Raw genomic sequence first — 14,997 nt, 5'->3', positions numbered from 1 at the left:
GGTTAATTCAGGCTTGGCAGGGTCAGACCATCATCAGCAACACGGCGACGAAAATGCTGCCGGCGGAGAAGGTCATGGTCCGAGACGACCAGGTGTTGAACCAACGTTGAAAGCTGGCCAAATCGCGGGTCAGTTTGGTGTCCTGGCGGGTCCAGGACTGTTGATCAAGGCGGAAGAACACGTAGATCTTCACCAGCGCGCCCATGATCTGGTTGTAATAGAGAATCACCGGGTACGCCGGGCCGATCTTGTGGCCGGAGCACGACAGCAGCAGGGTCAGAATCAGACGGGTGATGCCGATCCACAGCAGGTACGCGAGGATGAACGCGCCGCCGTACTTGAAGGTGGCGATAATTGCCACGGTCAGGCCGAGCAGGGAGGTCCACATCGAGACGCGCTGGTCGAACAACACGATGCTGGTGAACAGGCCCAACCGACGCATACCCAGGCCCAGGGCACGGGAGTTCTGGCGCAGGTTGTTGCCGTACCAGCGGAACATCAGTTTGCGGCTGGCCTTGATGAAGCTCTTTTCCGGCGGGTGTTCCACGGTGTGGATCGCCGCGTCCGGCACGTAGAACGTGTCGTAGCCCAGGCGCATCAGGCTGAACCAGCTGGACTTGTCATCACCGGTCAGGAACTTGAAGCGGCCCAGGCGCCAGTGTTGCAGCGAGTCGCTTTCCACGTCGGCGATAAAGCCCGGGTCGGTCACTACACTGGCGCGGAACACTGACATACGACCGGTCATGGTCAGTACGCGCTTGGACAGGGCCATGGAGCACATGTTGATGTGGCGCTGGGCGAAGCGCAGCTTGTGCCACTCGCTCATGATGTAGCCGCCGCGCACTTCGCAGAACTCGTTGGTGGTCAGGCCGCCGACATTGTCGAACAGCTGGAACCACGGCACGGTTTTGCGTACCACGCCTTCGGCGAGCACGGTGTCGCCATCGATCACCGCAACCACTGCGCGGTCATCCGGCAGGTGGCGGGAGATGGCGCGGAAACCGAAGGCCAGGCCGTCGCGCTTGCCGGTACCGGCGATACGCACAAAATCGAGCTTCACATGTTCCGGCGGGTTCATGCGTTCCCACAGGCTTTTCACCAGCAGCTCATCGGACATTTCCACCAGCGAGCAGACCACGGTGGTGGGAAAGCCACATTCGATGGCTTCACGGATCACCGAGCTGTAGACCTGCGCGGTGGTCAGCGCATCGATACGGAAACTGGTGACCATCAGGAACACATGGGATGGGTCGGCAGCTTTGCCCAGCTTGCGCACTTTACGGCGCAGGTGTGGGTAGACCACGTAGAGAAACAGCATGCCGCGAAAGAAATGCGTAGCACCCATCGAGTAGCGCCAGATGCCGACGGCGCCAATCAGGAAAATAAAATTCTTCGACTCGGAGTCGAACGTACTCGCCGGCAAAAGCAGGGCGAGTCCCATCAGCAGGCTCAGAAAGAACAGCCAGCCGGCGGATTGGAGCAGTACGTGTTTTAACTTGGACATAAGCGTCATCCGAAGGTGAAGAAGGCTCCAGGCTGCAAGCGCTGGGGATGGGTACGCTTGCAGCCCGGAACTTGCCGTTGCTCTTACCAGCAAATACCTTCGGTGCGGCTACCGGCGCTGGTGGCATTGGCCATGAAGCCCACCAGGTCGATCACTTGCTTGCCGTGCGGTGCGTTATGCGCCAGGGCACGGAACTTCTCATCGCGGTTGCCCAGGATGATCACGTCGGAGTTGTTGATCACGTCGTCGAAGTCCGAGTTGAGCAGGGACGACACGTGCGGGATCTTGCCTTCGATGTAGTCTTTGTTCGCGCCGTGGACACGGGCGTACTCGACGTTGCTGTCGTAGATGCTCAGATCGAAGCCTTTGCCGATCAGCATTTCGGCCAGCTCCACCAATGGGCTTTCGCGCAGGTCATCGGTGCCGGCCTTGAAGCTCAGGCCCAGCAGCGCGACTTTGCGTTTATCGTGGCTGGAAACGATGTCGAAGGCGTTCTGTACCTGGGATTCGTTGCTGCGCATCAGCGAGTTGAGCAGCGGTGCTTCCACATCCAGGGAACTGGCGCGGTAGGTGAGGGCACGCACGTCTTTAGGCAGGCACGAACCACCGAAGGCGAAGCCAGGGCGCATGTAGTACTGGGACAGGTTGAGGGTCTTGTCCTGGCAAACCACTTCCATCACTTCGCGACCGTCGACGCCGACGGCCTTGGCAATGTTGCCGATCTCGTTGGCGAAGGTCACTTTGGTGGCGTGCCACACGTTGCAGGTGTACTTGATCATCTCGGCAACGGCGATGTCCTTGCGGATGATCGGTGCGTCGAGTTCTTCGTACAGCGACTGCAGGACATCGCCGGAGGCTTTGTCGAATTCGCCAATGACCGTCATCGGTGGCAGGTCGTAGTCGGCGATGGCGGTGGATTCACGCAGGAATTCCGGGTTGACCGCGACACCGAAGTCGACGCCGGCTTTTTTGCCGGAGCAGTCTTCGAGAATCGGGATTACCACGTTGGCCACGGTGCCCGGCAGTACGGTGCTGCGCACGACCACGGTGTGGCGGGTGGCTTTGTCACGCAGGACCAGGCCGATTTCGCGGCATACCGCTTCGATGTAGTCCAGTTCCAGATCGCCGTTTTTCTTGCTCGGCGTACCGACGCAAATCATCGACAGGTCGGTATCACGGATGGCTTCGGCGAAGTTGGTCGTGCCGCGTAGTCGGCCGGTTTCGATACCCTGGCTCAACAACTCGCCCAGACCCGGTTCAACGATTGGCGATTTGCCGGCATTGATCAGGTCAATCTTGTCCTTGGAGATGTCTACGCCAACCACTTCGTGGCCACGGGCAGACAAGCAACCGGCACATACTGCGCCAACGTAACCGAGACCAAATATGCTGATGCGCATCGCATTTACCTCTTTGTCATTGAAGACTGTATTAATCATGCCAATTAATGGCCGGAGTTCATGTTTGCAAGCGTCACTGATGCCACGGAAGTTGGGCGAATAGACGCCGACTTACCGCGTACAGGCATGTTAATTAGTGAGTGACTAACTATTGCACTCAAGTTGTGCGCAACTTGGCCTTGTTATTGGGGCTTGCCCTGAAATGCAGCCGGCCTTCCTGGTGGAAGGTGCCGACGCCAGTGCCTCAGGGTGCAGATAGAAGCTTTAAGCCTTTAACTATCAACACCTTGGGTGTCATCACTGACACATTTGGGTAAGCGCTCCCTTGGCCTATAGGGGATAGCAATTCATCCTTATCGCCGCCCTCAACTCATATCAGTTGATGTTATGACCCATGAGTCAAAGTTGATGGGGCAACTTTGCTACTTCCTTGGGTCATGGTGTAAGTCATCTCCTACAGAAACAGAGAATTTCGTTACCGGTGGTATGAGCCGTGCGTTTAGACGAAGTTCCAGGCCGCTCATCCTGTTTCCGGAAATTTCTTGAAATATTAGTAAAGATGGCACTGGTACTATATTGATAGCACTTGCTACTTGGGCCAGTAGTTGTGGGGCGTTGGTACAGGGAGATAGTTTTGTGCCACTACGTTTTAAAAAAAGTGGTGCCACTACGAAAAAAAACGACGAATGTCGAGTGAAAGAATTGTCAGAGAGGTTTAGGAATATTTTTTGACGTCAAAATAATGACTATTTTCTGAGTGAGCTGGATAAAAAAAGTGGGAGCTGGCTTACCTGCTCCCACAGTTGATATTCCGTGCGATGACGGGCGGAGCCGCCTTATTCCGGTGCGTGATCGCGCAAAAACACCAGGTTATCCGGCTTCGATTGCTCGGCATTGAAGCGGTAACCCTGCACATCAAACGCCTTGAGCTTGGCCGGGTCATTGATGCGTTCTTCGATCACAAAGCGGCTCATCATGCCCCGTGCTTTCTTGGCATAGAAGCTGATGATCTTGTACTGGCCGTTCTTCAGGTCCTTGAACTCGGTGTTGATGATCCGCGCGTTCAGGGCCGTACGCTTGACCGCCGAGAAGTACTCGTTGGAGGCCAGGTTCAACAGAACGTCATCGCCTTGTTCAGCCAACGCTTCGTTCAGCCATTCGCTGATACGTGTGCCCCAGAACGCGTACAGGTCCTTGCCACGGGCATTGGGCAGCTTGGTGCCCATCTCCAGGCGGTACGGCATCATCAAGTCCAGGGGGCGCAGCAGACCGTACAGGCCCGAGAGCATGCGCAGGTGGTCCTGGGCGTAGGAGAAGTCGGCATCGCTGAAAGTGTCGGCATTCAGCCCGGTGTATACGTCGCCTTTGAACGCCAGCAGCGCTTGCTTGGCATTGGCGGGGGTGAACGCCGGGGTCCAGCTGCCGAAACGGGCGGCGTTGAGGCCGCCGATCTTGTCGGATACGTGCATCAATTCGCTGATTTGCGCCGGGCTGAACTCGCGCAGTTGCTCGATGAGCTCCTGAGAGTGGTCCAGGTACTGCGGCTGTGTAAAGCGCTGGGTCGCAGGCGCGGTCTCGAAATCGAGGGTCTTGGCGGGTGAAATCACCATCAGCATGAAGTCGTCTCCTGTAATCGTGAAGGGATTCTAGGGGCTGGGGCGTTTTGACTCCACCTATGAAGCCCATAGATACCCCGATTTCTGTAGGCGCGAGCAAGCGCGCGCCGACGATAATCGGCAGTTAGTCCGCTATGATGGCCGGTGACTCTGGAGAGGGAGACCCCGTGTGCGAATAGCGCTTTTGTTGTTGGCTTGTATGTTGTGCCTGAATGCCCGGGCGGCGCCCGTGGATGTGGCCAGCCTGGACCGTGGCACCTGGCCCGAAAAACTCGGCAGCCCGGCGTTGTTCGACGTGGCCTCACGCGCCGAAATCCTGATGTTCGCCCACAGCCTGCTGGCCAGCGAGAATCAGGACGAAGCCGCGCTCAAGCAGCGCCTGGGCCTGAAGATCATTAACCTCTCCGCCATTGACGACCTGCGTCGCCAGCTCTGGCAGCGATTGTTGGAGAACTACACCTTTGCCCAGCAGAGCTGCGAGGTAGATGCCTCATTCTGCTACCTGGTAGAGAGCATGGACGACCTGCGCGAGCAGGCGGGCAAGTTCGAGGTCAGTGCAGATTCCTTCTATATAGGCTGGGCCGACCCCAGCCGGCACTTTCATGAGCGCTATCTGGACGAGCTGCTGCGCAAGGCCGCGCTGTTCCCGCAGATCAGCAGCGAAATCGCGCGCTTTGGCGACCATGAGCGTAATGGCGATGAATTCAACGACCGCCTGTTCCTGCTGACCTTCGACGGCGGCCCGGCCCCGGTCAGCGGCAATACCGACTGGCTCACCGACTACCTGCGCAAGCAGAAGATGAACGCCACGTTCTTCGCCCTCGGCAGCAGCCTGCAAACCCGTGTCGAACGCAGTTCGGTTGCCGATGTGCAGGCGCTGTACCAGGGCCAGTGCGTGGGCACCCAAGGTTGGCAGTACCGCTCCCACAGCCATTGGGTGGACTGGCAGAGTTCCATCACCCGCAGCGCGACACTGGCGCAAAACCTGATGCCGGAAAACTACGTGCCGCTGTTCCGTCCTCCCTATGGTCAACGTCGCGCAGACAGCCAGGGTTTCTTTCAAGCCCAAGGCTTGCAAGTGGCATTGTGGGACATCGATTCCCAGGACGAGCCGGGCAAGCTCAAGGCCGATGAGTCGGCGCAGCGGGTGCTGACGTTGATGCTGCTGTGGCGCAAAGGCGTGATTGTGTTTCACGACACCCAGGACAAGGCGCGGGTAGCATTACCCATGCTGTTGCAGGCGACGGCGCAGAGTGGTCTGGGTTGGCAGGACTGCCGGGAGGCATTTCGCTGAAGTGCCCGGCCCTGTTGGGTGTAAGGCGATTTCGGGGTGATTTCGTGCGAGATTTCGATGCAGGCGGACTTCCGACTTTAGCGGGGTACGTGGCACGCGGCTAGTGCTATTCGTCATCCTGAAAAATAAACTTCAAAAAAACGTCAAAGTGCTTTTTTCTGTCACACGTTTTGCGGTATTACGAAGTCAGATCGCCGAAACCTGCAGCACAGGTGGCGTCTTCCAAGACTCCTCAGGTGGGCACTGCGCTTGACGTCACTCAGGTGCAGTCGGTGGTCGAATCGAGGCGCAGCACCGCCCAGGTATTGCGTCGACTGGCTCCCACAAAGGTGACCGAGTATGGATGATCATGGACGTAACCCTTCTTCCGACCAGCCAATCCTTTATGTGCTTGATACCAACGTACTGATTCACGATCCAAACGCACTGCTCAACTTCGAAGAACACCACGTCGCCATCCCGATGATCGTGCTTGAGGAGCTCGACAAACTCAAAAGTGGGCACCACAGCGTTGCCGCCGAATGCCGCCAGGCCATCCGCCTGATCGACAAGACATTGGGCGAAGCGTCGCCGGAGGACGTCGAAGTCGGCGTACCGATCCAGCGCGGCAAAAGCGGGCCCAAGGGCTTGCTGTCGATTCTGATGAGCAAGCGCAGCGAGCCCAACAGCCTGCTGCCGGAGAATCTGAACGACAACAAAATCATCAACCAATTGATCGACCTGCACGCCCGCGACAAGGACCTGCGCGTGGTGCTGGTGACCAAAGACATCAATATGCGTCTCAAGGCCCGAGCGTGTGGGATCGCGGCCGAGGACTACAGTACCGACCAACTGGTCGACGACGTGTCGATGCTGTCCCGTGGTTATCACATGATGACTGGCTCATTCTGGGACCGCGTCAGCAAGGTCGAAACCCGCCAGGACCATGGCCGCACTTGGCACCAGGTGCAGTTGATCGACAACCTGCCGGCCGTGCACATCAATGAATTCATCGTCGACGAACAAGGCTTCGTGGGCTGGATCAAAGAGATCCAGGTCGACAAGCTGCTGATCCTCGACCTGCATCAGGAACCCCTGTTGCACCAGGAAGCCTGGGGCCTGAAACCGCGTGACATCTACCAGAGCCTGGCGCTGTATGCGCTGCTCGACCCGGACATCCACCTGGTCAACCTGACCGGTGCTGCCGGTTCCGGTAAAACCATTCTTGCCCTGGCTGCCGCCATCGAGCAGACCATGGTGACCAAGCGCTATCGCCGCATCATCGCCACCCGCAGTGTGCAGGGCCTGGACCAGGAAATCGGCTTCCTGCCCGGCACCGAAGCGGAAAAAATGGAACCGTGGCTGGGGGCGATTACCGACAACCTCGAAGCCTTGCACATGGATGACGAAAACACCCATGGCAGCGTCGACTACATCCTCAGCAAAGTGCCGTTGCAGTTCAAATCCCTCAACTACATCCGAGGTCGCAGCTTCCAGCAGAGCCTGATTTTGATCGATGAATGCCAGAACCTCACCCCGCACCAGATGAAAACCATCATTACCCGTGCCGGCGCCGGTTCCAAAGTGGTGTGCCTGGGTAACCTGGCACAGATCGACACCCCTTACCTGTCCGCGACCAGCTCCGGGCTGACCTACCTGACGGAACGCTTCAAGGACTTCCCGAACGGCGTGCATATTGCGCTGCAAGGGGTACCTCGTTCGATTCTGGCTGAATACGCCGAATCGCATTTGTAAACGCAATCACTGTGGGAGCGGGCTTGCTCGCGAAAACGGTGTGTCAGTCGCCGGCTTTATTGGCTGACACGCCGCATTCGCGAGCAAGTCCGCTCTCACGTAAGGCTGCTGCCACATTTTGATCGGTGTTAGGTTTACAATCGACGCTCCTGATCAGGAGTATCCCCGTGCTGACTCATCTCGATTCCCAAGGTCGCGCCCATATGGTCGACGTCACCGACAAGTCCGTGACGTTCCGCGAGGCGGTGGCCGAAGCGCGCGTGCGCATGTTGCCCGAGACCCTGCAAATGATTGTCGACGGCGCCCATCCCAAGGGCGACGTGTTTGCCGTGGCCCGCATTGCCGGGATCCAGGCCGCGAAAAAAACCAGTGACCTTATCCCGCTGTGCCATCCGCTGATGCTGACCGGCGTCAAGGTCGAATTGAGCGCCGAGGGCGCAGACTCCGTACACATTGTGGCGCGCTGCAAACTCTCGGGGCAGACCGGCGTGGAGATGGAAGCGCTGACGGCCGCCAGTGTCGCCGCATTGACCCTCTACGACATGTGCAAGGCCGTGGACCGCGGCATGACCATCGAAAACATCCGCCTGCTGGAAAAGCTCGGCGGTAAAAGCGGGCATTTCAAGGCGGATCAGGCATGAGCATCAACGTATTGTTTTTTGCACGTTACGCAGAGGCCGTGGGCTTTGATTCGCTGGAGATGGAGGGCGATTTCGCCACCGTCGATGCTGTGCGCCTCGCGTTGGCCAGCGACCCTGCGTTTGCGGTACTCAACGAGACCAGCCTGATGTGCGCGCGCAACGAAGAGTTGTGCGACCTCGAGGAACCGGTGCAGGCAGGTGACGACGTGGCGTTCTTCCCCCCCGTGACGGGAGGCTGACCATGGCCGTTCGTGTGCAAGCCCAGGCGTTTGATCCGGGCGTCGAGGTGAATGCCATGCACGCGGCCAATGTCGGCGTGGGGGCGGTGGTGAGCTTTGTCGGCTATGTGCGCGACTTCAACGACGGCCTGGATGTGGCGGGAATGTTCCTTGAACACTACCCCGGCATGACCGAAAAAGCCCTGGCCAAGATCACCGTCGAAGCCGAGCAGCGCTGGCCGTTGCTCAAGCTGGAAGTGCTTCACCGCATCGGCGCGCTGGAGCCGGGCGAGCCGATTGTGTTTGTCGCGGCAGCCAGTGCCCATCGTCAGGCAGCGTTTGATGCCTGTGCGTTTGTGATGGATTACTTGAAGACGCGGGCGCCGTTCTGGAAGAAGGAAAATACGCCTCAGGGCCCCCGCTGGGTAGAAGGTCGCAGTAGCGACCATGATGCGGCGCTGCGCTGGAAGTAATGCAAGGTTAAAAACCTCGTTAATACATGCTCAAGGTGATAACGAGGTTTGAGCGCATGGCTCAGTTGAAACGCTCTGAGCGACAGTCTTTTAATTCAAAACTAATCTGAAAAACACCGCTTGCCTGTCAGTTCTGACAGTAGGCACGGTGCCGCGCTGAATATTAAATAAGTCTAGGTAGTTAAATTTACTTTGATGGTCATGCCGCCAGTGCGACAGCATGAGGCATGCGTGAAGGAGAGCGTTATGGCCGCGGGCGACATTGTTATAAGAGCCTTTGAGGTGAAGCTGCCTAACGGGCAGAACTGGACTAATGAGCTTTATGCCAACGGTCGGCATCAATGCCAGTTAAATATATTGATAAAGAAAGAAGTCGAAGATGCCAATGGCAGCTACATTGAAACTCCGTTAACTACAACTGAGCGCAATAGCGCAACAATTACGGCTTATGGTTTCCCTGAATCCGTACTTCCTCGGGGGTGGTCGTGCGATAAAACTAAAAACCAATTCGACGTAGGCCTGCGGCCGCTAGGCACGGAAGACTCCGCGGAAGAGCCTAGGGCAGAATTCGACCCTGTTGACAGCAGTTTTGAATTGATAAAGTTGTATATGAGAGCCGGTACGAGCGCGTCCATAGGGACCGAAAGGTTAATGGCAAAAATTTACGTAGGGGGAAAAACGTATACCACCAATGGATCGGTGGGGGGGGTACCCTTTCAGAGTTACGTGGATATCCAACTCACTAGACCCTACCGGTTAGAGATTAACGAGCTGAGTACCTATGTCGACCTTGATGCGTACTCCCACAACCACAATAAAGTCGATATAGATATCTATTATATGACGCCAACCGTTAAAGGTATTCGTTTTGTTGAAAATCGGGGTTTGGATTCGCCCGTGGTTGTCGAGGGAGAAGGGTCACATTTTCATACCTCGTATGTTCAGCATACGAACGATGGGATCCGGTTTAAAGGTGGTGTTGTAATGGTTGAGAGCGGTAGGTTAACAGTGGATAAAATTCAGAAGGACAATGGTTCGGGGGAGGTTCTTTATAATAAGATGTCTACCATTATGCGTGCTGCGCGATATAGAGGGTGGATCAATACTCCCGATGACAACCGGCAAAGTGGATGGCGTCTGTGGGATAACTATGGGTGTGAGCACGTTTTTTATATTGGCTTCACCGACAAAGGAAATGTGCTGGTGTTAAGAACTTAGTTGTTGATTGGGGTTGTGACGCGCATCTATTTTGAATAGGGGCTTTCACTTTTATGAACGTTTACTCCAATGCTTTTAACTTCAATAGCCGCCTCAATGGCGTTGTCGACACGCGCACGGGTCAGTACGTTTGCCGTATTGCACTGGCCACACTCTACCCGCAGGGGCCGTTGGAAATAAGTCGTGAAATTGCACTCTCCTTCTCCCTGTTGAACTCAGATGTCTCAGGTAACTATGGCGCCGGGTGGCGCCTTGACAACACGGAGTTTGATCTGGCGACTTCAAAGCTGACGTTGTTGACAGGTGAGCAATACCAAACCCATGGGCTGCCGTCTGTGGGGCGCACATTGGTGATCAAGGACCGAAAGCTCAAGGACCTGGTGGTCCAGCGTGTCGGCGAGTCCACGCTTCATGTGATTTATAAGGACGGCACCCTTGAAATCCTAGGGCGCCCGAGTAGCTCTGGGCCTTACAAGATCACAGCCATTCAGTTTGAAAACGGTGAGCGCTTGCGCTTTTCTTATCTCCAGGGGGGGCCGTTGGAGCGCATTCAGAACGATCAAGGGCAAGACTTGTTGGTGTTGACCTACATGGGCGCCTTACTTGTGGAGGCCGACGTTTTGATTGACGGTGGCCGGTATGCCCGTACTCGAATTGCCTATGGGAATGTTAACAACCAACTAGTGCGCGTCACTGTCCCTTACGATCGTACACAGGCTCCGGAAACTGCGGCCTATACATTTGTCTACCACAGACCGTTTCGCAACGGCCTCATCGCGATCAGCGAAGTCAACTCACCGATGGGGGGTAACACACTCATCAGCTACGAAGAGAATGGCCATCAATACGCAAACAATCAGTACATCCCGCGCGTGGTGGGGTGGCGGCAAACCCCGGGGGGTAATCAGCCACCGATCGGTCGTAAGTACAGTTACAGTGCGGGGACTAACTTCACAGGTTATCCCTACTCGGGTGGCTTCACTCCGGGTGAAGAAAACATGTACCTGATTGCCGGTGACTATGCCTATTGGGGCGAAGAGACGGTCATTGATGTGAGCAACAATGATGCCCCGTTGTATGCCACCCGCATGACCTATAACAAGTTCCACCTGTTGACCGAGGAGCGCGTGACCCGCGAAGGGACCCGAACCACCACAAGTCTTGCCTATAACATCCTCCCTGGAAAATTGTTCCCTGATCAGCCGCCCAACCTGCAATTGCCTCGGCAGGTGGTCAGACGCTTCGAATTGGTTGCTGGCGGCAACGCTCGTGAAGAAGTGCAAACCATGGAGACCGATGACTATGGCAACGAGCTAAGTCGTACCGAAGCCTCTGGCGTTTGTGTCGAACGCAGCTATTACCCGGTCGCGGGCGAGGCGGGAAAGTGTCCGGCCGACCCCCATGGTTTGTTCCAGCGCTTCGTGAAGCAAGAGCGCCTTGTTGCCGCAGGCGATACGCCAGCCGCACGACTCACCGAGTACACACATACCCGTGTGCCACAGACGGGTAACAGCTACTTTGTGGTGCAGGAGTCGGTGACTCAACCTGACCTGTTCAGCACGCGGCATACCTACTACGACACACCCGTCTTGTTGGTTGGTCGATTGAAAAGCACGTCCAATACAATCGACGAGCTCGCGTTGACCAGTCACTTCACCTACACCGTTGCGGCGGGCAACCTTGTTGAGACCCGGCGCATGATGGGGCGTGAGGGGCAATGGCTTGAGTCGGCACGCACGCTCTCGCTGGTCAATCGGCGGTTGCTGTCGATGACTCGAGACGGTGGTTGCTCACTGGATCTGGCGTTCGATGTCAGTGGCCGTTTGACAGCGGAAACAGTTTCTCTCGGCAAACCCCAGCAAGCCGGGCGGCGTTACGCCTATCATTTTGCGACGCCGGAAAAACGTGCTCATTTGATCACCACTGATGCGCAAAATAACCAGGTCATTACCTACTTTGATGGTGTCGGGCGCCAAGTGTCCGAAGCTCAATTGATCGGTGCCAACCGTGACCAGGAGCGTGTCACCAGAACGTGGCGTTACGACGCGTTGGAGCAACTATCGGAAGTGGTCAAGCACGATTACCTGACCGATGGGCAGCGCTCATTGAAAAGCACCTACTCCTATAACCATTGGGGCAACTCCAGTCGTGTGACCCGCGCCGATGGCAGTGTGCAGATCGATGAGTACGATCCACTGCTCAACCTCAGGGTCGAAGGAGTTGAAGGCGGCGAGCGCTTGAGGCGTTACTTCAATGAGCACAATCAGCCGGTAAAAGTGGAACGTCTCGACGCAGGCGGCGCGACTGTCGAAGTGGAGTCGCGCACCTACGATGGCTTGGGGCGCTGCCTGTCGGTACTGGATAATATGGGCAACAAGCGCACCGAGTTTACCTATGATGCCTTCGACCGGTTAATGACGACCCTTGAAATACCGCTTGATGGCACGCCGCAAAGGCTGCAAAAAACGGACTATGCCCCCGGCACCAGCGACGCAATGATCAGTGCGTTGGCGGTCGATGGCAAGTGTCTGGGGGCCCGTACTTATGACAGCCTGGGCCGCTTGACCAGTCAGACGCGCGGGACGGGGCAGGCCACAACCTGGGAGTATGAGCCTGGATGGAATGAGCCTGTCGCCATGACTTCCCCACGGGGTCATCGTCAGACGCTGACTTACGATAAGGAGTTGGGTGTACCGATCCGTAGAGAGATGACAGGGCTTCCGGTGAGCGCCTACCGACATGATGCAACTACCAGCATGTTGACCCGCTCGGAAACCGATGGCCTGATTCACGAGTATTTTCAGGACGCGAATGGCCATCCAGAAAAGGATATTCAAACCGCCAACGGTGCGTCACTCACTGCGCTGTATAGCCATTCTCCTGGTGGGCGCCTGTTGTATCAAACGGCTGCCGATGGTCAGCTCAGCACGCTTGAGTACGATATTTACGGGCGTTTTTCCCGGATCACCACCGGGCCCCTGGTGATCGAGCAAGGCTACGATACCCTTGGCCGGCCTCAGGACCTGACCACGGTCTATGAGGACACGACGGTGGTGACCAAGGTGTCTTATGATGCATGGGGACGGGAAGCCGAACGCCGCTTCGAGGAGAACGGTGTACTGCTGCAGGTGATGACCAATACGTATCACGCCAACAGTCTGTTGGCGACCCGCTTTCTTCGAGACGCGAGTTCGCGGGTGGTGATTGGTGAAACGTTCACCTACGACGCTTTCTTACGGTTGAAAACCTACCGTTGCGAAGGCCTCGAACAGCCTCAGGATCATTTGGGGAGAGGCATTGTCGGGCAGGACTTCAGCTTAGATGGCCTCAACAATATCACCGGCGTAGTGACCACCTTTGTCGATGGCACGCAGGACATCTGCGAGCGATTTTTCACCGGCGCCGATCCGACACAATTGACTCGCCTGACCCATACGGCACCACCACAAGATGTGACCCTGACGTACGATGCGGCGGGCAACCTGCAGGCAGGACCGTCTGGGCAGGTCTATACGTACAATGCCTTTGAGCAACTGACAGGTGTGCACGCCGGTTCCGACCAGTACAGCTACCAGTACGATGCCGACTCCCGACAGGTCGTTGCATCCCGGGGCGATGAGCCGCCAGTGAGGTTGGCCTATAGCGGCGAACGCCTTGAACTACTGGTTGAGGGGAACAAAACCATCCGTTACGCCAACGGCGATGATCAAGTGATGGCACTCAGCGGTGGGGTGGATGGGGTGCAGTTGTATGCCAACGATGCCTCTGGCAGCGTGCGCGGCATAACCGCCCCAAGCGAGGCTCATGTGCGGCGACACTACACGCCCTATGGCGATACGACGATATCGCTGGACGATGGTAAGGCCCGCAGCATGGCCGACCTGCAACTACCTGGAATCAATGGCCAGCGACTGGACGTAGCGACCAACCTCTACGTCCTCGGCAGCGGCGTGCGCGCCTATGACCCGCGCCTGATGATATTTCTGCAGGCTGATCCGCTGAGCCCTTTCGATGAAGGTGGGGTCAATGGTTATGGGTACGCTGCGTGTAATCCGACCAACATGATGGACCCCAGCGGGTTGTGGCCGACCTGGTTGAAGTGGGCTTTCACGGGGGCTGCGTTGGCGTTTGGCGTTGTGACACTGGGGGCAGGTTTGGCAGGCATTGCTGCTGCTGGTTTAGCCGCCGTTACCTCGGCCCAGATAGTAGCCGTCGTCGGAGCGACGATGGGTGTCATTGGCAACATCTTAGGGGTGACCGCACTGAGTATAGAAGCGGTTGATAACGCAAACGGATGGGATCGCTCCCATCACATTAAAAATCTGGGGTGGGCGTCTTTCTCCTTTTCCATCGCCAGTTGGTCAGCCAGTGGATACAACGCCTGGGGGGCTGCGAGTAAAGCGTATGGCGCGGCGAAGACGGGGGTGGATGTAGGGAAGAACACAGCTGGTTTTGTTGTCGACGTCCCACTGCGTGAGGCGCTGAGGAGTGGGAGCAAATTAATCTTGGGTCGAACCTTTAAATTCGGTAAAGCGGTGACCACTAGCAGTAAGGCGTTCGGTTCCACACGAGCATTTGTCAGAACGGCTAATTTGATGCGCTCGTTGGTGGCGCGTTACGACGCTCTCGACTCCCCTTCCGAAGTGGACGACGCGACTAAGGGGGAAAGACGTGAGGCGCAGTCGCAATCACGTTCGGAGCTGGCGCACATCGCCGACATGCCAGACACCGCAAACCGGTTTTATCAGGCGTTCAGGGAGGAGGCTTTACGTATTCGTCAGCCGATCCTGAGTGAGCTTTACCAGGCGGCACCACAACGGTAAGGGTGATTCAAACACATCAGCAACGTGGAAAGCGTTGCGGCGATGTCGCTCCGCAGGAAATAGTGGACAAAAAAGC

The 14,997-nt window shown here is 56.7% G+C and carries 10 protein-coding genes; 7 read left to right on the top strand and 3 right to left on the bottom strand.

The window, feature by feature from the left end:
* Positions 1–22 precede the first annotated feature (22 nt).
* From alg8 to yaaA, 3 genes are all read right to left on the bottom strand, one after another.
* A complete protein-coding gene (alg8, locus tag AB4O08_RS07610) occupies positions 23–1,504 on the bottom strand; it encodes a mannuronan synthase (RefSeq protein WP_032882964.1) in 1,482 nt (493 codons plus the stop codon).
* An 83-nt stretch (positions 1,505–1,587) separates the two neighbouring features.
* A complete protein-coding gene (locus AB4O08_RS07605; RefSeq protein WP_010212967.1) occupies positions 1,588–2,904 on the bottom strand; it encodes a nucleotide sugar dehydrogenase in 1,317 nt (438 codons plus the stop codon).
* 836 nt (positions 2,905–3,740) lie between these two features.
* Positions 3,741–4,520 carry a peroxide stress protein YaaA gene (gene yaaA / locus AB4O08_RS07600; protein ID WP_010212966.1) on the bottom strand — a complete coding sequence of 260 codons (780 nt, stop codon included), beginning with the start codon at positions 4,518–4,520 and terminating at the stop codon, positions 3,741–3,743.
* Positions 4,521–4,689: 169 nt separating this feature from the next.
* Between yaaA and AB4O08_RS07595 the strand changes: the two genes are divergently transcribed.
* The 7 genes from AB4O08_RS07595 to AB4O08_RS07565 all read left to right on the top strand — a co-directional run bounded on the left by AB4O08_RS07595 (position 4,690) and on the right by AB4O08_RS07565 (position 14,921).
* Positions 4,690–5,814 (top strand): polysaccharide deacetylase family protein, encoded by a 1,125-nt coding sequence (locus tag AB4O08_RS07595; protein WP_154847405.1) that lies wholly within the window; start codon positions 4,690–4,692, stop codon positions 5,812–5,814.
* A 339-nt stretch (positions 5,815–6,153) separates the two neighbouring features.
* Positions 6,154–7,548 (top strand): PhoH family protein, encoded by a 1,395-nt coding sequence (locus AB4O08_RS07590; protein WP_005785025.1) that lies wholly within the window; start codon positions 6,154–6,156, stop codon positions 7,546–7,548.
* Between the two features lie 167 nt (positions 7,549–7,715).
* Positions 7,716–8,189 carry a cyclic pyranopterin monophosphate synthase MoaC gene (gene moaC / locus AB4O08_RS07585; protein WP_010212961.1) on the top strand — a complete coding sequence of 158 codons (474 nt, stop codon included), beginning with the start codon at positions 7,716–7,718 and terminating at the stop codon, positions 8,187–8,189.
* The gene (moaD, locus tag AB4O08_RS07580) at positions 8,186–8,428 is read left to right on the top strand and encodes a molybdopterin converting factor subunit 1 (protein WP_010212960.1); all 243 of its coding nucleotides are present in this window, start codon (positions 8,186–8,188) and stop codon (positions 8,426–8,428) included. The genes moaC and moaD overlap by 4 nt, the downstream gene beginning before the upstream one ends.
* 2 nt (positions 8,429–8,430) lie before the next feature.
* Entirely contained in the window at positions 8,431–8,880 is a 450-nt protein-coding gene (gene moaE, locus AB4O08_RS07575) for a molybdopterin synthase catalytic subunit MoaE (RefSeq protein WP_069672387.1), read from the top strand.
* Positions 8,881–9,126: 246 nt separating this feature from the next.
* Entirely contained in the window at positions 9,127–10,098 is a 972-nt protein-coding gene (locus AB4O08_RS07570) for a hypothetical protein (RefSeq protein WP_069672386.1), read from the top strand.
* Between the two features lie 53 nt (positions 10,099–10,151).
* Complete coding sequence (locus tag AB4O08_RS07565; protein ID WP_460114786.1) at positions 10,152–14,921, top strand: RHS repeat domain-containing protein; 4,770 nt, start codon at positions 10,152–10,154, stop codon at positions 14,919–14,921.
* Positions 14,922–14,997: the final 76 nt, after the last annotated feature.

This window comes from Pseudomonas sp. H3_E07 (assembly GCF_054668895.1).
This window is presented reverse-complemented; position numbering and strand designations above follow the sequence as displayed.